This window comes from Pseudomonas kribbensis, from assembly GCF_003352185.1.
GTDB classification, from domain to species: Bacteria; Pseudomonadota; Gammaproteobacteria; order Pseudomonadales; family Pseudomonadaceae; genus Aquipseudomonas; species Aquipseudomonas kribbensis.
This window is the reverse complement of record NZ_CP029608.1, coordinates 4445581-4464472: the sequence shown is the minus strand read 5'-3', so window position 1 is coordinate 4464472 and position 18892 is coordinate 4445581. Positions and strand designations below refer to the sequence as shown.

General features: G+C 60.2%; 16 protein-coding genes. 12 read left to right on the top strand and 4 right to left on the bottom strand.

The features are described from left to right. The gene (locus tag DLD99_RS20320; RefSeq protein ID WP_114884626.1) at positions 1-780 is read right to left on the bottom strand and encodes an ABC transporter permease; all 780 of its coding nucleotides are present in this window, start codon (positions 778-780) and stop codon (positions 1-3) included. Positions 781-1509: 729 nt separating this feature from the next. Here DLD99_RS20320 and DLD99_RS20315 point away from each other — a divergent pair. The 5 genes from DLD99_RS20315 to fabF all read left to right on the top strand — a co-directional run bounded on the left by DLD99_RS20315 (position 1510) and on the right by fabF (position 7386). Further along, positions 1510-2538: an MraY family glycosyltransferase gene (locus DLD99_RS20315; RefSeq protein WP_114884624.1), complete on the top strand. Its 1029-nt coding sequence runs from the start codon at positions 1510-1512 to the stop codon at positions 2536-2538. An 88-nt stretch (positions 2539-2626) separates the two neighbouring features. After that, a complete protein-coding gene (locus tag DLD99_RS20310; protein WP_114884622.1) occupies positions 2627-4621 on the top strand; it encodes a polysaccharide biosynthesis protein in 1995 nt (664 codons plus the stop codon). A 110-nt stretch (positions 4622-4731) separates the two neighbouring features. Continuing rightward, positions 4732-5067 (top strand): ComEA family DNA-binding protein, encoded by a 336-nt coding sequence (locus DLD99_RS20305; RefSeq protein WP_114884620.1) that lies wholly within the window; start codon positions 4732-4734, stop codon positions 5065-5067. 217 nt (positions 5068-5284) lie between these two features. Next, the gene (locus tag DLD99_RS20300; protein ID WP_114884618.1) at positions 5285-6079 is read left to right on the top strand and encodes an SDR family NAD(P)-dependent oxidoreductase; all 795 of its coding nucleotides are present in this window, start codon (positions 5285-5287) and stop codon (positions 6077-6079) included. A 32-nt stretch (positions 6080-6111) separates the two neighbouring features. Then, complete coding sequence (fabF, locus tag DLD99_RS20295; protein ID WP_114884616.1) at positions 6112-7386, top strand: beta-ketoacyl-ACP synthase II; 1275 nt, start codon at positions 6112-6114, stop codon at positions 7384-7386. Here fabF and DLD99_RS20290 read toward each other — a convergent pair. Next, positions 7383-7940, bottom strand: a complete 558-nt coding sequence (locus tag DLD99_RS20290; protein ID WP_114884614.1) for a TetR/AcrR family transcriptional regulator — start codon at positions 7938-7940, stop codon at positions 7383-7385. The genes fabF and DLD99_RS20290 overlap by 4 nt on opposite strands. 175 nt (positions 7941-8115) lie before the next feature. On the opposite strand from DLD99_RS20290, the gene DLD99_RS20285 reads away from it, so the two are divergent. Beyond that, positions 8116-8967: an urea carboxylase-associated family protein gene (locus tag DLD99_RS20285; protein ID WP_114884612.1), complete on the top strand. Its 852-nt coding sequence runs from the start codon at positions 8116-8118 to the stop codon at positions 8965-8967. 45 nt (positions 8968-9012) lie between these two features. Here the strand turns inward: DLD99_RS20285 and DLD99_RS20280 are convergent, their stop codons facing one another. After that, positions 9013-9180, bottom strand: coding sequence for a DUF2897 family protein (locus tag DLD99_RS20280; RefSeq protein ID WP_065257130.1), 168 nt, complete (start codon positions 9178-9180; stop codon positions 9013-9015). 118 nt (positions 9181-9298) lie between these two features. Continuing rightward, on the bottom strand, positions 9299-10663 hold the full coding sequence (gene eat / locus DLD99_RS20275) for an ethanolamine permease (protein ID WP_114884610.1): 1365 nt from the start codon (positions 10661-10663) through the stop codon (positions 9299-9301). A 302-nt stretch (positions 10664-10965) separates the two neighbouring features. Between eat and kdpF the strand changes: the two genes are divergently transcribed. Genes kdpF through DLD99_RS20245 form a run of 6 tightly spaced genes read left to right on the top strand, consistent with a single transcriptional unit; the run spans position 10966 to position 18856 of the window. Further along, a complete protein-coding gene (kdpF, locus tag DLD99_RS20270; RefSeq protein ID WP_007899818.1) occupies positions 10966-11055 on the top strand; it encodes a K(+)-transporting ATPase subunit F in 90 nt (29 codons plus the stop codon). Between the two features lie 8 nt (positions 11056-11063). Continuing rightward, positions 11064-12758 (top strand): potassium-transporting ATPase subunit KdpA, encoded by a 1695-nt coding sequence (gene kdpA / locus DLD99_RS20265; RefSeq protein WP_114884608.1) that lies wholly within the window; start codon positions 11064-11066, stop codon positions 12756-12758. A 10-nt stretch (positions 12759-12768) separates the two neighbouring features. Further along, positions 12769-14835: a potassium-transporting ATPase subunit KdpB gene (kdpB, locus tag DLD99_RS20260; protein WP_114884606.1), complete on the top strand. Its 2067-nt coding sequence runs from the start codon at positions 12769-12771 to the stop codon at positions 14833-14835. Between the two features lie 57 nt (positions 14836-14892). Next, positions 14893-15438, top strand: a complete 546-nt coding sequence (gene kdpC, locus DLD99_RS20255; protein ID WP_114884604.1) for a potassium-transporting ATPase subunit KdpC — start codon at positions 14893-14895, stop codon at positions 15436-15438. Between the two features lie 28 nt (positions 15439-15466). Next, positions 15467-18118 carry a sensor histidine kinase gene (locus tag DLD99_RS20250; RefSeq protein ID WP_114884602.1) on the top strand — a complete coding sequence of 884 codons (2652 nt, stop codon included), beginning with the start codon at positions 15467-15469 and terminating at the stop codon, positions 18116-18118. 48 nt (positions 18119-18166) lie between these two features. Then, positions 18167-18856: a response regulator gene (locus DLD99_RS20245; protein WP_114884600.1), complete on the top strand. Its 690-nt coding sequence runs from the start codon at positions 18167-18169 to the stop codon at positions 18854-18856. Positions 18857-18892: the final 36 nt, after the last annotated feature.

Sequence of the window (18892 nt, the reverse complement as noted above, 5' to 3'; positions counted from 1 at the left end):
TCACAACTTGAATACTATGTATCGATCATGCTTTTTGAATATGTACATACCAAAAAGCAAGCTGAGAATTGCCAGTGTCACAACCTTTGCATAAACATCGGGTCCGGCGAGGGAGCCTTCATAGATAGGCAGTCGGAAGATTTCGATGAACAGGGTCAACGGGTTCAACGCAAAGATCCATCTGTAGGTCTCCGGGACGAAAGAGAGCGGGTAGATGATCGGCGTCAGGTAGTAAAGGGCTTGCAGTACCACACCCACGATGTTGGGCAGGTCACGGAACGAAACGGTCGCGATGCTCAATGCCAGTCCCAGGCCCACTGCAAAGGTGAACAGCAACAGGAAGTTTATTGGCAGGATAAAGAGCGAAGCAGTAAAAGGAGCGCCGATGGCTAGGGCGATGATGAACAGGCAGATCGTGCTGAAAATAGCGTCGACCAGCAGGCTTATCGAGGTGGAAATGACGAAAATCTGTTTAGGTATGTGGATTTTCTTGATCAATGACTCGTTGTTCAGCAATGCCTGCATGCCTTGGGCCAGGCAGTTCGAGAATAACGTGAAGGGTACGAGCCCCGAGAACAGAAAGATTGCAAACGTCTTGAGTGGCCATCTCATGATCATCGAGAATACGATAGAGGTCACGACCATGGTCAGTAGCGGGTTTAACAATGTCCAGAAAAAACCGAGGGCGGTTCTTCTGTAACGCATTGTCAATTGTTGCCAAATCAACTGCTTGAGCACTAATTTGTATTGGAATAGCTCTTTAAAAAAAATGCTGAACACAATGTTTTATTCCGAGGCGAAAGGCCAGATTGCATGTTTCTCAAAAAGAGGTCGCCCTTGCATGTGGACGGCCTGCCAAGTGTTTTATTGATACCGTTGTGTTGAACGCCGCCCGGGCATCAGGAAAACATATCCATGTCCGCAAAAGAATCATGCTCCGAAAACGTGGTGCAGGGTGCAGTTGAGTTTGATTGTTTCAGCCGTTCGCTGATAATCGCTTTTTCGGCTTTACACATGCTTGCACCTCCATTTCTTTCGGAATTCCGAATCAGCCTGCCTGGACCGCGCGACATCATACCAGCATGCATCGGTTGAATGAAGCCAGCCACCCATTTAGGCGAGGAGCGACGAGCGGTGAAAGGCGCGTTATGCGAGCGATTGGCCAGACTTGGCCTGAGCACGGTCAATGGGTGGTCTGTGCATATTCGGGCAGGTGCTTTTTGTACTTGTCTTGCGCAGCAACCAGGTTCGATCTGCTTGATTTGAAGGTGTGGAGGTTCTCTCGAGGGGGCATTATCCTTGGCTGTCATTGCAGGAGCGGCTGACCGTTCACGAAAGGCAATCATGTGCCGGTGGCACTGACCAATAACACCTGCGTTGTTGCGGTCACCTTCCAGAGGAGGAGAGTACTCCGGCGAGATCAGGTTGAAGCCTGACAGAGCATTCTCCTGGGGGGGCTGAGCGCAGTGTTCTATCAAATTAGCCGACTTTTTCGGAGCCCGGTCGAGTATGAGTTTCTGGTGGTTTTTCATTGGTGCGGGTATCGCATCGTTCGTGCTCACGGCTCTTTTGCGTCAATACGCGCTCGCTCGCAGTCTGATGGATGTTCCCAATGCTCGTAGTTCGCACTTGGTTGCGACGCCGAGGGGCGGCGGAGTTTCGATTGTGATTGTGTTTCTTCTGGGGCTTTGCATTCTGTACGGTCAATCGCTGACAAGTCTTGCCAACTTTCTCGGGATGGCGGCGGCGGGGGGCGTCATAGCGGTTATAGGATTCATGGATGATCATGGCCACATTGCCGCTCGCTGGCGGCTCGCGGGGCATTTCTGTGCGGCAGCCTGGATGGTATTCTGGCTCAACGGTTTCGAGACGATCAGGCTGTTCGGGCTGACGGTTCATCTGGGCTGGAGCGGTGCCGTCATTGCGGCGATCTATCTGGTGTGGATGCTCAACCTCTACAACTTCATGGACGGTATCGATGGCATCGCCAGTGTCGAGGCGATCAGTGCCTGCGCAGGGGCATGCCTGCTTTACGCGTTTGAAGGTCAGTCAGCGTTGATCTGGACTCCGCTATTGCTATCCTTGGCAGTCGCTGGCTTTCTGATCTGGAACTTTCCGCCCGCCCGAATTTTCATGGGCGATGCAGGCAGCGGATTCCTGGGCATCATTTTGGGTGGTATTTCGCTGGCGGCTGCTAGTGTTGATTCCAGGTGGTTCTGGGTCTGGAACATTCTGCTGGGCGTTTTCATCGTTGATGCGACATTTACGCTGTTGCGCCGGTTGGTGCGGGGGGACAAAGTTTATGAGGCTCATCGAAGCCACGCTTACCAGTACGCCTCTCGCCTCTACGGCAAGCATCTGCCGGTGACGCTTGGAGTCTTGTTGATCAATGTATTCTGGTTGCTGCCCGTGGCTTTTTCGGTGCTGTATTTTGATGTCGATGGTGCAGCGGCTCTGACGATTGCCTATGTGCCCCTGTTACTGATTGCCATCAAGTATCACGCGGGTGAGCTGGAGCGTCCCGTCCCCACAACGTAGCGCATAATACATTTGGGTCCGACCGTCATGAATTCCCGTAAAATGCCAACACATTGTCGTCAGGGAAAGGGTCATCCGGTTGAGGTTTATGGATAAGATACGAGCGTTTTTGTTGGGGCTACCGAGGCGGCAGAAGCGCCTCATTCAGGTCGCTACGGACATTTTTCTGGTCTGGATGGCTTTGTGGCTGGCGTTCATCGTTCGTCTCGGGATTGACGATATGTACAACCCGCTGCGGATTCATTTTTGGCTTTTCGCTTGCGCTCCCGTCATCGCCGTTCCCCTTTTCATACGATTCGGTATGTACCGCGCCGTGATGCGCTACTTCGGCAACGATGCGTTGATTGCGATCATCAAGGCCGTCAGTCTTTCTGCCCTGATCCTGGCGCTTGTGGTTTTCTGGTACAGCAATCATGAAGCTGTCGTCCCGCGCTCGATCATTTTCAACTACTGGTGGTTGAGCCTTGTGATCATCGGTGGGTTGCGGCTGTGCATGCGCCAGTACTTCATGGGTGACTGGTTCACCGCAGCGCAACATGTACCGTTCGCCAGCCGGGATGATGGCCTGACAAAAGTGGCGATCTACGGGGCAGGTGTTGCGGGTAACCAGCTTGTCGCGGCATTGCGCATGGGACGGGTCATGCGTCCTGTCGCTTTCATCGACGATGATTCCAGTATTGCCGACCGGTCCATCTCGGGGCTGCAGGTCTACAAGCCAAAGCACATTCAGCAGATGATCGACGTCACTGGGGCGCAGGAAATTCTCCTGGCGCTGCCTTCATCGACTCGGGCGCGCCGCAGGGAAATCCTCAATCTGCTGGAAGGCTTTCCCCTTCATGTGCGCAGCGTGCCCAACTTCACGGATTTGGCCAGTGGCCGGGTTAAGGTCGAGGATATCCAGGAAGTCGATATCGCCGATCTGCTGGGGCGTGATTCGGTGCCGGCTCAGCCGGACCTGCTCGAACGCTGCATCCGGGGCAAGACCGTGATGGTCACCGGAGCGGGTGGATCGATCGGTTCGGAGTTGTGCCGACAGATCTTTTCTTTGCAGCCGACCACGCTTTTGCTGTTCGAACACAGCGAATTCAATCTTTACAGCATCCTGTCGGAACTGGAGCAGCGTGGTTGTCGCGAATCCGTCCCGGTCCGGTTGCTGCCGATCCTGGGTTCCATCCGCCATCAAGACAAGCTGCTGGATGTAATGAAAACCTGGAAGGTCGATACCGTTTATCACGCGGCGGCTTACAAGCATGTGCCAATGGTCGAACACAACATCGCCGAAGGGGTGTTGAATAACGTGATCGGTACGCTCAACACCGCGCAAGCAGCGTTGCAATCGGGCGTTTCGAATTTCGTGCTGATCTCGACCGACAAGGCTGTTCGTCCGACCAATGTCATGGGTAGTACCAAGCGGTTGGCAGAGCTGACGCTCCAGGCCTTGAGTCGTGAAGTTGCACCGGTGCTGTTCGGGGACAGGGCCAACGTTTCCCGGGTCAACAAAACCCGTTTCACCATGGTACGTTTCGGTAATGTACTCGGGTCGTCTGGGTCGGTGATTCCCCTGTTTCACAGTCAGATCAAATCAGGCGGGCCCTTGACGGTAACTCACCCGAAAATTACCCGATACTTCATGACCATTCCCGAGGCTGCCCAGTTGGTTATTCAGGCAGGCTCCATGGGGCAGGGCGGCGATGTTTTCGTTCTCGACATGGGAGAGCCAGTGAGAATTGTCGAACTGGCGGAAAAAATGATCCACCTGTCAGGTTTGAGCATCCGTTCAGAGCGCAATCCCCAAGGTGATATTTCCATCGAGTTCACTGGCCTGCGTCCCGGAGAGAAGCTCTACGAAGAGCTGTTGATCGGCGATAATGTGGCGGCCACTCCCCATCCGATGATCATGACGGCCAATGAAGACCATCTGCCTTGGGATCTCCTGAAGGCCCGGTTGGGAGAGTTGCTGGAGGCCGTGGAGCGCGATGATTATTCAAGGGTTCGTCAGTTGCTGAGAGAGACAGTCAGCGGCTATACACCGGACGGCGAGATCGTCGACTGGATCTATCAGCAACGTCGCCTCGAACCCTGATTGTTTCACATTCTGTAACGGACACATTTTTGACTTGCCCCCATCATCGCCTAACGTTGGAGAGCAGCTTCGGAAAAGCTGCTTTCTCAATTGATGATGGAGCGTCACTTATGCGTACCGGTTATTTCTACTCCCTGATTTTTGCCCTGCTGACCAGCGCCTCGATTGCCGCAATCGCAGCGCCTGTGGCGCCGTCCGATGCGCACAAGACCCCCTTGGTGATGGATTCGTCAGCTACTTCCGCCGTCCAGAAAGTCGATCTCAACGAGGCTGATGCAGCCACCCTTCAAAAGGAGCTGTCGGGTATCGGAGAGTCCAAGGCAAAAGCGATTGTTACTTATCGTGAAACAAATGGGCCGTTTGCATCCGTGGATGAATTGCTGGAAGTGAAAGGCATCGGCAAGGCGATCCTGGATCGCAATCGCGACAAGCTGGAAGTGAACTAAGCTGGTTGTTCTATGCCAAGGGGCCGGTCATTGACCGGCCCTTTTTGTTTTCGGTTTCCCGAGAACACCACAGGGCGGCAATCGCCTTTCCGTCGGACAATGAAAAATTACGACTATCATATTGCTCTGGGATTATGCCTATAATAATTTCAGTCGCCACTGAGGCCTCCCTGCTTTCAGCGGTCGCTCATTCCTCACGCATTCCAGGAGTATCGTCATGAGTTCCCCGAAATCCCAAGGTACGGCGCTGGTCACGGGCGCTTCTTCCGGCATTGGTGCGGTGTATGCCGAGCGTCTGGCGGCGCGTGGTTTTGATCTGTTGCTGGTGGCTCGCGACCAGGAACGCCTGGAGTCTGCTGCCAGCAAATTGCGAGACAAACATGGCGTCCAGATCGAAGTGCTGAAAGCCGATCTGACACAAAGGGAAGACGTGCTCAAGCTTGAGCAGCGCCTGCGCAACGACTCCGGCATCAGTCTTTTGGTCAACAATGCGGGGGTGGCAGTGAACGGATTGCTGGCCAATGCCGACCCGGACCAATTGGAAAACCTGATTCAACTGAATGTCACGACCCTTACCCGGCTGGCCTCTGCAGCTGCAGCAGCATTCACCAAAGCCGGGCGCGGCACGATCATCAATATCGCGTCAGTGGTCGCTTTGTTCCCCGAGCGTTTCAATGCCACCTACAGTGCCAGCAAGGCCTACGTGTTGAGCCTCACTCAATCCCTGAATACGGAACTCGAAGGCACCGGGGTCAAGGTACAAGCGGTATTGCCGGGTGTGACCCGCACCGAAATCTGGGCGCGCTCCGGTTTTGATGCCAGCGGTATTCCGGCGGAGATGGTCATGGAGGCGGGCGAGATGGTGGATGCGGCGCTGTCGGGTCTGGACCAGGGCGAACTCGTGACGATTCCTTCGCTGCCCGATGCCGGTGAATGGCAGGCCTTCGTCGCTGCACGTCATGTGATGGCTCCCAATCTGTCCCACAGCTCGGCGGCCAGCCGATACAAGTAAATGACTTTTGAGTCGTGAGAGGTCAACCCGATATGGATCAGCGTCGAGTAGTTGTCACGGGTATGGGCCTGGTGTCGCCCCTGGGCAGTGATGTCGAAATCGTCTGGCAGCGTTTGCTGGCCGGGCGTTCGGGATTGCGAAACCTGCCGGAGGCGGTCGTTGCGGATCTACCGACGCGGGTCGGTGGTGTAGTGCCGACGTTGGAAGAGGACGCCGAAGCCGGTTTCGATCCGGATCGGGCGACGCCGCCCAAAGAACAGAAGAAGATGGATCGTTTCATTCTGTTTGCCATGGAGGCTGCACGGCAGGCGCTTGAGCAGGCCGACTGGCATCCGTCTGACTCCCACGCTCAGGAGCGCACGGCGACCATCATTGGCTCCGGTGTCGGCGGCTTCGGTGCGATCGCCGATGCCGTGCGCACCACCGACAGCCGTGGTCCGCGTCGCTTGTCGCCGTTCACCATTCCTTCGTTTCTGGTCAACCTCGCGGCGGGCCATGTCTCGATCCAGCACGGACTAAAGGGCCCGCTAGGTGCGCCGGTCACCGCGTGTGCCGCTGGCGTGCAGGCGATCGGTGACGCCGCTCGGCTGATTCGTGCCGGTGAGGCCGACATTGCCGTGTGCGGCGGTGCGGAAGCATGCATCGACCGCGTGAGCCTTGCCGGATTTGCAGCGGCACGGGCGCTCTCCAGTGGCTACAACGACACGCCCGAGCGTGCTTCGCGCCCGTTTGACAGCGGGCGTGACGGGTTTGTGATGGGCGAGGGCGCCGGGTTGCTGGTGATCGAATCACTGGAACACGCATTGGCCCGCGGTGCCAAGCCACTCGCCGAACTGGTCGGCTACGGCACCAGCGCCGACGCCTATCACCTGACCGCCGGGCCGGAAGACGGCAGCGGAGCTCGACGAGCCATGACGCTGGCGCTGGCTCAGGCCGGTATCGGGCCGGATCAGGTGCAGCATCTGAATGCACATGCGACCTCGACGCCGGTTGGCGACCTGGGTGAACTGGCTGCAATCAAGTCGGTGTTTGGAGCGCAGAACACAATCGCCGTGACTTCGACCAAATCCGCCACCGGCCATTTATTGGGAGCTGCCGGTGGCCTGGAAGCGATCTTCACGTTGTTGGCTATCCGCGACCAGACCGTTCCGCCGACCCTCAACCTGGACAATCCCGACCCGGCCAGTGAAGGCGTGGACATCGTCCACGGTCAGGCGCGGTCAATGCCGATCGAATACGCGCTTTCCAACGGGTTCGGATTCGGTGGGGTCAATGCCAGCGTGCTGTTCAAGCGCTGGCAGGCTTAGTCTTCGGAGCGCTTGAGGTGTTCGCGGGTGACGTCGAGGATCTGTTGGGCAAACCCGGCATCCGCGACGCTGCGTGAGAGCAGGAGCGCGCCCGCCAGTGTCGCCATGATGACGATGCTGCGTTCGGCCGCGTTCTCGCCTTCAAGGGTGTTCTGGATCTGATCCAGACGCGCCTTGAGCACGAGATCGCTGGTCGGGCTCGGTTGTCCGCGCAATCCCAGTTCCGAAGAAATGGTCAGCAGCGGGCAGCCTTCATGCGGAGAGGTCTGGTGCCACTCGGAGAGATACGTATCGATGAAGGCTTCCAGCGGCTTTTCCTGGGCGAACAACTCTTCGCACAAGCCTGCGACCTGATCGCCGGCGGCTTGCAGGGCTTTTTCGACCAGGTCGTCCTTGGATTTGAAATGCGAATAAAAGCCACCGTGGGTCAGCCCCAGTGCCCTCATCAAAGGTTGCAGACCGGTCGCGCCGATCCCGTCCTTGCGAAACCGCTCGGACGCTTCCTTGATGATGCGCTTATGGGTCTGAGCTTTATGATCTTGCGAGTAACGCATTTAAACTCTCCGCAACAGGACCGCCATCTTAACCAATGCAAATTGAATGGTGACTGTACTTCTACTTCTAAAAAACCTGCGACTGAATTCAAGATGATCCTATCAGCGGATGTCGGTTGGCACGGATAGTGGTTGCAGCTCATAAAGTTGCCATCACCGAAGGAGCAGGAGAACCATGTACAAAGACTATCCGGCCGCCTATCAAGTCAGTAAGGGCTCGGCCTTGCAGGTCAATGCACCGTTCTACGAGCGGATTCGCGACAGCAAGGATGCGCGGACCCTGATCGAGCAATTCGAAGTGCCGATCCGCACCGGCCGCGCCTGGCATGTTCCGGCGGGCCATGTGTTTCGTGTCACCACACCGGTGGGTCCTCAGGTGGGCGACTTCAATGTGTGGAATGCCCACGATCCGCGTGAACGGATGTGGGCGGCGCGCACTCGACAACTGCAGGGCGCCCATGTCACCACTCATGATCGTCTCTGGTCGAACCTGCCTTTTTTGCGTCCCATGGTGACCATCACCGATGACAGCCTGGCCGATTACGGCATCGATGAACACGGCGGGCGCCTGCACGACTTGCTCGGTACACGCTGTGATCCCTACGTGAACAAGATGCTCACAGGCGAAGATTTCCATCATCACTGCCATTCCAACCTGACCCGCGCCGTACTACCGCACGGTCTGACCGAATTCGACGTGCACGACGTGTTGAACATCTTTCAGTGCACGGGTCTGAATCACGATGACCTGTATTTCATGAAGGCCTGCCCGGCGCAGAAGGGCGATTATCTGGAGTTCTTCGCGGAAATCGATTTGCTGTGTGCGCTGTCGACGTGTCCCGGCGGCGATCTGTCGCTGGCGATGTGGGGGCCGGACGCGCAGGATCCGTTGAGCGTGTGCCGTCCGCTGGGTGTGGAAATCTATCGGCTGGACGAGTCGCTGCTCGAAGGCTGGAGTTCACCGGAACGCGCGGCGTACAAAGGCCTGCACGGCTTGCACATTGCCAGGGCTGAATGGGAAAAGTGACCGCGACAAAAAACAAACCCCGCCGATTCAGGCGGGGTTTTTCGTTCAGCGGTCCTGTGCGTCCTTGATGTCCGCTTCGGCATTGCGCTCGGCAACGCGTTGACGTTGTTCTTCGGTCAGTTCGACCTTGTTGGCGGTGTCGCGCAGCATCATCAGACCCCCCACGATCGAGCCGATTGCAACGACCAGAATCAACCAGGCATACCAGGGCATAGCGGCTCTCCTTAATGGCAGGTCGACGGGCGAGGATTTCGCCGGCGATGCTGCTTACCACGTTTGAGCGATGGGAAATCGCAGTGGTTCCATTCTAGGCCGGTTATGCCTGATGCGGTTAAAGCCCGGTCAGCATGGCGTCCGCCGGCGCGTTCGCGCGTAATTGCCCGGTGAGCAAAAAGTAGCCGAAGCCGATGGCCATGAAACCCAGGAAAATCAGGCCGATCAATGCATTGAACCAGGCCATGGCCACCAGGCACACCACCGCCAATACCAGCGCGATAAACGGGATCAGCGGATAGCATGGCGCACGAAAGGTGCGCTCCAGATTCGGCTCGGTTCTGCGCAGCTTGAACAGACTGAGCATGCTCATGATGTACATCACGATGGCGCCGAACACGGCCATGGTGATCATTGCTGCGGTCAGGGTCATGCCGCCGAGGTTGATCAGGCCATCGCTGTAGATCGCCGCGATGCCGATCACGCCTCCAGCGATGATGGCGCGGTGCGGGGTCTGGAAGCGCGACAGTTTCGCCAGTGATTTCGGCAGGTAACCGGCACGGGCGAGGGCGAAGAACTGCCGCGAGTAGCCGAGAATGATCCCGTGGAAACTCGCCACCAGCCCGAACAGGCCGATCCACACCAGCATGTGCAGCCAGCCGGAGTTGTCGCCGACCACCGCTTTCATCGCCTGTGGCAGCGGGTCGTTGATGTTCGACAGGGTGCGCCAGTCGCCGACGCCGCCGGCAAAGAACATCACGCCCATCGCCAGCAGCACCAGGGTCAGGATGCCGCTGATGTAAGCCTTGGGGATCGTGCGTTTCGGATCCTTGGCTTCTTCTGCCGCCATGGCCGCGCCTTCAATCGCGAGGAAGAACCAGATCGCAAACGGAATCGCCGCGAACATCCCGGCAATCGCCGGTGCGCCGAAAACGTCCGCGCCGGCCCAGCCATTGAGGGCGAAGTTGCTGAAGCTGAAGGCCGGTGCGACCACGCCCATGAACACCAGCAACTCGGCGACGGCCAGCACGCAGACGATCAGCTCGAAGGTCGCGGCCAGTTTCACACCAAGAATGTTCAGGCCCATGAAGACGATGTACGCGCCGACCGCCGCGTGTTTCGGATCAAGGGCCGGAAACTGCACATTCAGATAGGCGCCAATCGCCAGCGCAATCGCCGGAGGGGCGAAGACAAATTCGATCAGCGTCGCCAGGCCTGCGATCAATCCGCCTTTTTCACCGAAAGCCCGGCGGCTGTAGGCAAACGGCCCGCCCGCGTGGGGAATCGCCGTGGTCAGTTCGGTGAAGCTGAAAATGAAGCAGGTGTACATGGTCGCGACCATGAACGAAGTCACCAGAAAGCCCAGTGTTCCGGCGACGCCCCAGCCGTAACTCCAGCCGAAATACTCCCCGGAAATCACCAGCCCCACCGCAATGCCCCACAGGTGCAACGTGCCCAGCGTGGGTTTGAGTTGTGTGTTCATGCGTTTGCTCCCTGAACGGTTTGGAAAGCTCGGGGGAGGGCGTGTGCAGTGGACGTGCCATTTTGTATTGGCGGGTCGCAATGGGTTGAAAGCTGTCGTATCGGGGATGTTCGCGACTCGATAGCCACATTTCTGTGCGCCAGTCAGGTGCGTCGGCCATCGGGAGCAGTCGTAAAGAAGGCATAAACCCACTCTTTACGCATTCTTTATGCCCCGCCCGCACCCTCGGTCTCGTTCCTTTACAGCCTCCTTTCCGACAATACCTCCACACGCGGCAATAAGCCGTAACACGGAGATCTTCCATGAGCGTTCTGGACGGGGTGTCCCTGCTGCTGGCAGTGGGGCTGTTCATTTATCTGTTGGTTGCGCTGTTGCGCGCGGACCGGAACTAGGAGCGGCTATGCACAGTTATGACTATTGGCAGATCCTCGCGTTTTTCGCGTTGGTGTTGCTGCCGGCGCCGTTCCTCGGGCGCTTCTACTACAGGGTGATGGAAGGTCAGCGCACCTGGCTGACGCCGATTCTTGGTCCGGTCGAGCGCGGCTGTTACCGCATTGCCGGGGTCGATCCGCAAGCCGAACAGAGCTGGCAGAAGTACACGCTGGCGCTGCTGGCGTTCAACCTCGCGGGTTTTCTTTTGCTGTTTGCGATTCTGTTGTTCCAGGATCACCTGCCGCTGAATCCGCAAAACCTGCCGGGCCAGGAGTGGACTCAGGCGTTCAACACCGCCGTCAGTTTCATGACCAACACCAACTGGCAGTCCTACAGTGGTGAAGCGACCCTCAGCTACCTGAGCCAGATGGTCGGCCTGACCGTGCAGAACTTCGTCAGCGCCGCCACCGGCCTCGCGGTACTGGTTGCGCTGTGCCGTGGCATCGGTCGCAAATCCACCAAGACCCTGGGCAACTTCTGGGCCGACATGACCCGCGCCACCCTCTACGGCCTGCTGCCGCTGTGCCTGCTGCTGGCGCTGTACCTGGTGTGGCAGGGCGTACCGCAGACCTTCGCGCAATACGTGAATGCGGTGACGCTGCAAGGTGTCGATCAGGTGATCCCGCTCGGCCCCGCAGCCAGCCAGATTGCGATCAAGCAACTGGGCACCAACGGCGGTGGTTTCTTCGGCGTCAACTCGGCGCATCCGTTCGAGAACCCGACTGCGTGGAGCAACCTGTTTGAAGTCACTTCGATCATCCTGATCCCGGTGGCGCTGGTGTTCACCTTCGGTCACTACGTGAAGGACCTGCGTCAGAGCCGCGCCATCATCGGCTGCATGCTCGCGCTGTTCCTGATCGGCGGCGCTACGTCGATGTGGGCCGAGTATCAGCCGAACCCGGCCCTGAACAACGTGGCCGTCGAACAGACCGCACCGCTGGAAGGCAAGGAATCGCGCTTCGGCACCACCGCCACGGTGCTGTGGTCGGTGACCACTACGGCGGCGTCGAACGGTTCGGTCAACGGCATGCATGACAGCCTCAACCCGCTCAGTGGCATGGTGGCGCTGGTCAACATGATGGTCGGCGAAGTGATCTTTGGCGGCGTCGGTGCCGGACTCTACGGCATGTTGCTGAACGTGCTGATCGCGGTGTTCCTCGCCGGCCTGATGATCGGCCGCACGCCGGAATACCTCGGCAAGAAACTCCAGGCCCGCGAAGTGCAACTACTGGTCGTTACCCTGCTGGTGATGCCGGTCGGCGTGCTGGTGCTGGGCGCGATTGCCGCTGCCCTGCCTGGCCCGGCGGCGACCATCAGCAACCCCGGCCCCCATGGTTTCAGCCAGTTGCTGTACGCCTACACCTCGGCCAGTGCCAACAACGGTTCGGCGTTCGGTGGCCTGAGTGCCAACACCCCGTTCCACAACCTGATGTTGGGTCTTGGCATGTTGATCGGTCGCTTCGGTTACATCCTCCCGGTACTGGCCCTGGCCGGCAGCCTGGCGATGAAGAAAACCGCGCCGATCGGCCAGAACAGCTTCCCGACCCACGGCCCACTGTTCGTGACCCTGTTGACCGTGACCATTTTGCTGGTGGGCGGCCTGACCTTCCTGCCGACCCTGGCGCTCGGCCCGATTGCCGAACACCTGAGCATGGGCTTCTAAGGAATCCATCATGAATATGCATGTTCCAGCTTCAAAACCTGCGGTAGCTGCCAAGTCGGCAGAAGCGCCCAAAACCGCGATCAGCGCCCTGTGGCGTCCGGCGTTGGTGCAAGCGTTCGTCAAGCTTGACCCGCGCCAGCTGGTGCGCTCGCCGGTGATGCTGGTGGTCGAACTGACCGCGATTTTCACCACCGTGCTGTGCTTCATCCCGGACAACGTCGTGCCGACCTTCGTTGCAGCGCAAATCGCGCTGTGGCTGTGGTTCACCGTGCTGTTCGCCAACTTCGCCGAAGCGCTGGCCGAAGGTCGCGGCAAGGCCCGTGCCGACAGCCTCAAGGCCGGCAGCGAAGGCCTGAGCGCCCGTCGCAAACTGGCCAACGGCAGCTTTCAGGTGGTGCCCGCCGCCAGCCTGCGCAAGGGCGATGTGGTGCGCGTTGAAACCGGGGAAATGATCCCCGGCGACGGCGAGGTCATCGAAGGTATCGCGGCGGTCAACGAAGCGGCGATCACCGGTGAATCGGCTCCGGTGATCCGTGAGTCCGGCGGCGACCGTTCCGCCGTCACCGGCAACACGCGGCTGGTGTCCGACTGGCTGCTGGTGAAGATCACCGCCAACCCCGGCGAGTCGACTCTGGACCGCATGATCGCGCTGGTCGAAGGTGCCAAACGCCAGAAGACCCCGAACGAAGTGGCGCTGGACATCCTGCTGATCGGCCTGACCCTGATCTTCCTGCTGGTGGTCGTGACCCTGCAACCGTTCGCCCACTTCGCCAACGGCAGCCTGCCGCTGGTGTTCCTGGTGGCGCTGTTGGTCACGCTGATTCCGACCACCATCGGCGGTCTGCTGTCGGCCATCGGTATTGCCGGGATGGATCGTCTGGTGCGTCTGAACGTGATCGCCAAGTCCGGTCGTGCGGTGGAAGCGGCGGGTGATGTTCATGTGCTGCTGCTGGACAAGACCGGCACCATCACCTTCGGCAACCGTCGCTGCAGTGCGGTGTATGCCGCGCCGGGTGTGAATGCCCGAGAGCTGGCGGAGGGCGCGTTGTTCGCTTCTCTCGCCGATGAAACCGCCGAAGGCAAGTCCATCGTCGAGTACCTGCGAGGCTCCAATCCGCAGCCGGAACCAGCCCCTGAAACCCTGACTGCCGTTCCGTTCAGCGCCGAAACCCGCTTGTCCGGCGTCGACTATCAGGGCCGTGTATTTCGCAAGGGCGCGGTGGATTCGCTGCTGGCCTTCCTCGGTCAACAACGCAAGGACCTGGCGCCGGCGCTGTCCCGGGAAATCGACAAGATCGCCCAGAGCGGCGGCACCCCGTTGCTGGTCTGCGCCGACGGAAAACTGCTCGGCGCGATCCATCTGAAAGACGTGGTCAAGCCGGGCATCCGCGAGCGTTTCGCCGAACTGCGCAAACTGGGGATTCGCACCGTGATGGTCACCGGCGACAACCCGCTGACCGCCGCCGCGATTGCCGCTGAAGCAGGTGTGGATGATGTGCTGGCCGAAGCGACACCGGAGAAAAAACTCGCCCGCATCCGTCACGAGCAAAACGACGGTCGTCTGGTCGCGATGTGCGGCGACGGTGCCAACGATGCCCCGGCGCTGGCCCAGGCTGACGTCGGCATGGCGATGAACGACGGTACTCAGGCGGCGCGCGAAGCGGCCAACATGGTCGACCTCGACAGCGACCCGACCAAGCTGCTGGACGTGGTGCAGATCGGCAAGGAATTGCTGGTGACTCGCGGCGCGCTGACCACCTTTTCCATCGCCAACGACGTGGCCAAGTACTTCGCGATCCTGCCGGCACTGTTCGCTGCGATCTACCCGCAACTGGGCGTGCTGAACATCATGCATTTGAGCAGCCCGCAGAGCGCGATCCTGTCGGCCATTGTCTTCAATGCCCTGATCATTGTCGTGCTGATCCCGCTGGCCTTGCGCGGCGTGCGGGTGCAGGCGGCGAGTGCGGCGGCGTTGCTGCGTCGCAATCTGCTGATCTATGGCCTGGGCGGGATTCTGGTGCCGTTCGTGGGGATCAAGGCGATCGACATGCTGCTGACGGCGTTGCATCTGGTTTGAACCTGAACAGCGGTGTGCCGGGCACACCGCTTCAAACACGAATTCGAGGATTCCGAAATGTCCACAATATTACGTCCGGCCCTGAGCCTGCTGGTGCTGATGACCCTGGTCACCGGCGTTGCCTATCCACTGGTTGTCACCGGTGTTGCGCAGGTCGCCTTCCCCGAGCAGGCCAACGGCAGCCTCGTGCGCGACGCCGAAGGCAAGGTGCGCGGCTCGTCCCTGATCGCTCAGGATTTTGTCGGCGATGCGTGGTTTCATCCACGTCCGTCGGCCGGTGCCTTTGCCACCGTGTCGAGCAGTGCAAGCAACCTGGCGCCGAGCAATCCGGCACTGGCCACTCGGGTGATCGACGACGCCAACAAACTGCTGGTACCCGGTCAGGGCCCGGTGCCGCTGGCGCTGCTGACTACGTCCGGCAGCGGTCTCGATCCGCACTTGCCACCGGCCGCGATTGCCTATCAACTGGCGCGTGTCGCCCACGCGCGCAACTTGCCGGTGGCGACCTTGCAGCAGTTGCTCGACGCGCACATCGAACAGCCGCTGGTGGGCCCGCCGGTGGTGAATGTGCTGGCGTTGAACATGGCGCTGGAAAAGCTGTAATGAATCCTTCAGGAAGAGAGCTTCAAGCATGAGTGACTCCGGCCGCGCCGACGCGCTGTTAGCAGAACTGCCCCGCGACGGACGCGGCCGGCTCAAGGTTTTCCTCGGCGCTGCGCCGGGCGTGGGCAAGACCTTCGCCATGCTGCAGGCCGCCCATAGCCAGCTGCGCCAGGGCGTGAAAGTCATCGCCGGTGTGGTCGAAACCCACGGCCGCGCCGAAACCGAAGCGCTGCTTGGCGGCTTGCCGCAATTGCCGCTGGTGCGTTCGGAATACCGTGGCGTGACGCTGGAGGAAATGGACCTCGACGGCCTGCTCGCAGCAAAACCGAAACTGGTGCTGGTCGACGAACTCGCCCACAGCAACGCCCCCGGCAGTCGCCACGCCAAACGCTGGCAGGACATTCAGGAACTGCTCGCCGCCGGCATCGACGTCTACACCACGGTCAACGTCCAGCACCTTGAAAGCCTCAACGATCAGGTGCGCGGCATCACCGGTGTGCAGGTGCGCGAAACCCTGCCGGACTGGGTGCTGCAGGAAGCCTACGAACTGCTGCTGATCGACCTGCCGCCCCGGGAACTGCTTGAGCGCTTGCGCGAAGGCAAAGTCTACGTGCCGGAGCAGGCACGGGCCGCGATCGATGCGTTTTTCACCCAGACCAATCTCACCGCGTTGCGGGAACTGGCGATGCAGACCGCTGCGGCGCAGGTCGACAACGATCTGGCCCAGGGCTACCGCAAGCTCGGCCAGGCTGCCCCGGCGGTACGCGGACGCTTGCTGGTCGGGGTCGATGGCAATGCCGATGCCGAACGATTGGTGCGTCACGCCAGCCGTGTCGCCCAGCGCCGGCATTTGCCGTGGAGCCTGGTGCACGTCGACAACGGCAGCGTGCGCGACGAGCAATCGCGCCTGCGTCTGCAAGGCGCCCAGCAACTGGCCGAACGCCTCGGCGGTGAAGTGGTGCTGTTGCGGGCCGGCGAAGTGGCCAAGACCCTGATCCAGCACGCTACCGAACGCCGGGCCAGTCTGGTGCTGGTCGGTCAGTCGCGCCCGAGCCTGCGCCGGCGCCTGTTCGGTGGTGGATTGGCGGCGCGTCTGCTGCGTCAGTCCCACGGCCTGGAAATCAATGTGCTGGACAGCGATCACGAGCAGCACGCGCCACGCCTGCGGACGGCGCCGACGCTGGTGTGGTTCGACTATGCGCTGGCGCTGGTGGCGACCATTCTGGCCAGTGCGCTGGCGTGGGCGGTGTCCAGCGTATTGCCGCTGCCGAACATCTCGCTGGTGTTCCTCGCGGCAGTGTTGCTGGTGGCGGTGCGCAGTAGCCTGGGGCCGTCGCTGGCCTGTGCGGCGCTGTCGTTTCTGACCTACGACTTTCTGTTCATTCCGCCGAATTTTTCCTTCGCCATCCAGCGCGAAGAAGACGTGCTGACCTTGCTGTTCTTCCTGCTGATGGCGGCGCTCACCGGCAATCTGGCGGCGCGCCAGCGTCGGCAATTGCAGGCGTTGCGCGATACTCAGGAAGAGACCACCGAGCTGCTCGACCTGTCGCGCAAACTCACCGCCGCCACCGACCGTCAGGCCGTGGTCAGCGCCGCTGCGCAGCACCTCAATGGCTGGAGCGATCTGCAACTGTGCCTGCTCAACCGCGACGGGCAGGGTGGCTGGAAAGTCGAGACCGGCGGGCCGTTGCAGTTCACTGAATCCGAACGCGCCGCTGCCGACTGGGCCTGGCAACACGATCAACCGGCGGGCATGGGCACCGGCACGTTGCCGTTCGGGCGTTGGTGGTGGTGGCCATTGTCGGTGGAAGACGGGCCGCTCGCGCTACTCGGTGTGTGTGCCAAAGAAGGCCAGACCTTGAGCGGCCAGCGTCGTCGCTTGCTGACCGCGTTGAGCCAGCCTCTGGCCCAGGCACTGGCCCGGGCGCAACTGGCCGATGACCTGGAAGCCGCGCGTCTGCACGGAGAAACCGAGCAACTGCGCAGTGCCTTGCTCGCCTCGGTGTCCCACGATCTGCGCACGCCGCTGACCTCGATGCGTGGCAGCATCGACAGCTTGCTGGCTCTCGGCGAAGCGATCCCGCTGGAAGATCGCCGTGAGTTGCTCGAAGGCACTCGCGATGAAGCAGAGCGTCTCGACCGTTACATCCAGAACCTGCTGGACATGACTCGCCTCGGGCATGGTGCGTTGAAACTGGCGCGGGACTGGGTGTCGCCGGCAGACATCGTCGGCAGTGCGCTCAATCGCCTGCGCGCCGTGCTTTCATCTTTGCAGGTGAGCACCGATGTACCGGCCGAGTTGCCACTGCTGTTCGTCCATGCCGCGTTGATCGAACAGGCGCTGGTCAATGTGCTGGAAAACGCTGCGCGATTCTCACCGTCCCACGGCCGTCTGCAATTGCGCGCCGGGGCGGATGACAGCGAGGTGTTTTTCTCCGTCAGCGATGAAGGGCCGGGGATTCCGGTCGATGAGCGAGCGAAGATTTTCGACATGTTCTACACCGCCGCCCGGGGTGATCGTGGCGGGCAGGGCACCGGCCTGGGGCTGGCAATCTGTCAGGGCATGGTCGGCGCCCATGGCGGGCGGATCAGCGTCGGCGACGGCATCGACGGACGCGGCACCTGCATCACCCTGCACCTGCCGTTGCAGACGCAACCGGGGATGGACGGTGAAGCCTGAATCCGCCTGCGCTACTCTCTTGCCAATCTTTTGTGTTGATGTGAACTCATGACTCAGACCGCGACCATTTTGGTCATCGACGATGAACCGCAGATCCGCAAGTTCCTGCGCATCAGCCTCGCCTCGCAAGGCTACAAAGTGCTGGAGGCCGGCACCGGCGCCGAGGGCCTGGCCCAGGCGGCGCTGAACAAGCCTGATCTGCTGGTGCTCGACCTTGGCCTGCCGGACATGGACGGCCAGCAAGTGCTGCGCGAGTTCCGCGAGTGGGCCACGGCCCCGGTGCTGGTGCTGTCGGTGCGCGCCAGCGAAGGGCAGAAAGTCCAGGCGCTGGATGGCGGCGCCAATGACTACGTGACCAAGCCGTTCGGCATTCAGGAATTTCTTGCCCGGGTGCGAGCGTTGTTGCGCCAGGCCCCGGCTGGAGAGGCGCAACAGGCAGCGCTGGCCTTCGGCCCGCTGACGGTGGACCTGGCCTATCGCCGGGTGCTGCTCGACGGCGTCGAAGTAGCCCTGACCCGCAAGGAATACGCGGTGCTGGCGCAACTGGCACGACATCCGGGGCGGGTGATTACCCAGCAGCAACTGCTCAAGGACATCTGGGGACCGACCCACACCGAGGACAGTCACTATCTGCGCATCGTCGTCGGCCATCTGCGGCAGAAACTGGCGGACGATCCGACCCGGCCACGATTCATCGTGACCGAGGCGGGAGTTGGGTATCGGTTACTGGATAATTAGGTTCCATCGGCAATCAAATGTCTGATGAGATTCAGG

Bases quoted from the DNA above. Each gene is read 5' to 3' on its own strand.
- eat (WP_114884610.1), bottom strand. From the start codon at position 10,663: ATGAACACACAACTCAAACCCACGCTGGGCACGTTGCACCTGTGGGGC.
- DLD99_RS20315 (WP_114884624.1), top strand. From the start codon at position 1,510: ATGAGTTTCTGGTGGTTTTTCATTGGTGCGGGTATCGCATCGTTCGTG.
- kdpB (WP_114884606.1), top strand. From the start codon at position 12,769: ATGAATATGCATGTTCCAGCTTCAAAACCTGCGGTAGCTGCCAAGTCG.
- DLD99_RS20285 (WP_114884612.1), top strand. From the start codon at position 8,116: ATGTACAAAGACTATCCGGCCGCCTATCAAGTCAGTAAGGGCTCGGCC.
- kdpC (WP_114884604.1), top strand. From the start codon at position 14,893: ATGTCCACAATATTACGTCCGGCCCTGAGCCTGCTGGTGCTGATGACC.
- DLD99_RS20250 (WP_114884602.1), top strand. From the start codon at position 15,467: ATGAGTGACTCCGGCCGCGCCGACGCGCTGTTAGCAGAACTGCCCCGC.
- kdpF (WP_007899818.1), top strand. From the start codon at position 10,966: ATGAGCGTTCTGGACGGGGTGTCCCTGCTGCTGGCAGTGGGGCTGTTC.
- DLD99_RS20305 (WP_114884620.1), top strand. From the start codon at position 4,732: ATGCGTACCGGTTATTTCTACTCCCTGATTTTTGCCCTGCTGACCAGC.
- fabF (WP_114884616.1), top strand. From the start codon at position 6,112: ATGGATCAGCGTCGAGTAGTTGTCACGGGTATGGGCCTGGTGTCGCCC.
- DLD99_RS20245 (WP_114884600.1), top strand. From the start codon at position 18,167: ATGACTCAGACCGCGACCATTTTGGTCATCGACGATGAACCGCAGATC.
- kdpA (WP_114884608.1), top strand. From the start codon at position 11,064: ATGCACAGTTATGACTATTGGCAGATCCTCGCGTTTTTCGCGTTGGTG.
- DLD99_RS20300 (WP_114884618.1), top strand. From the start codon at position 5,285: ATGAGTTCCCCGAAATCCCAAGGTACGGCGCTGGTCACGGGCGCTTCT.
- DLD99_RS20280 (WP_065257130.1), bottom strand. From the start codon at position 9,180: ATGCCCTGGTATGCCTGGTTGATTCTGGTCGTTGCAATCGGCTCGATC.
- DLD99_RS20290 (WP_114884614.1), bottom strand. From the start codon at position 7,940: ATGCGTTACTCGCAAGATCATAAAGCTCAGACCCATAAGCGCATCATC.
- DLD99_RS20310 (WP_114884622.1), top strand. From the start codon at position 2,627: ATGGATAAGATACGAGCGTTTTTGTTGGGGCTACCGAGGCGGCAGAAG.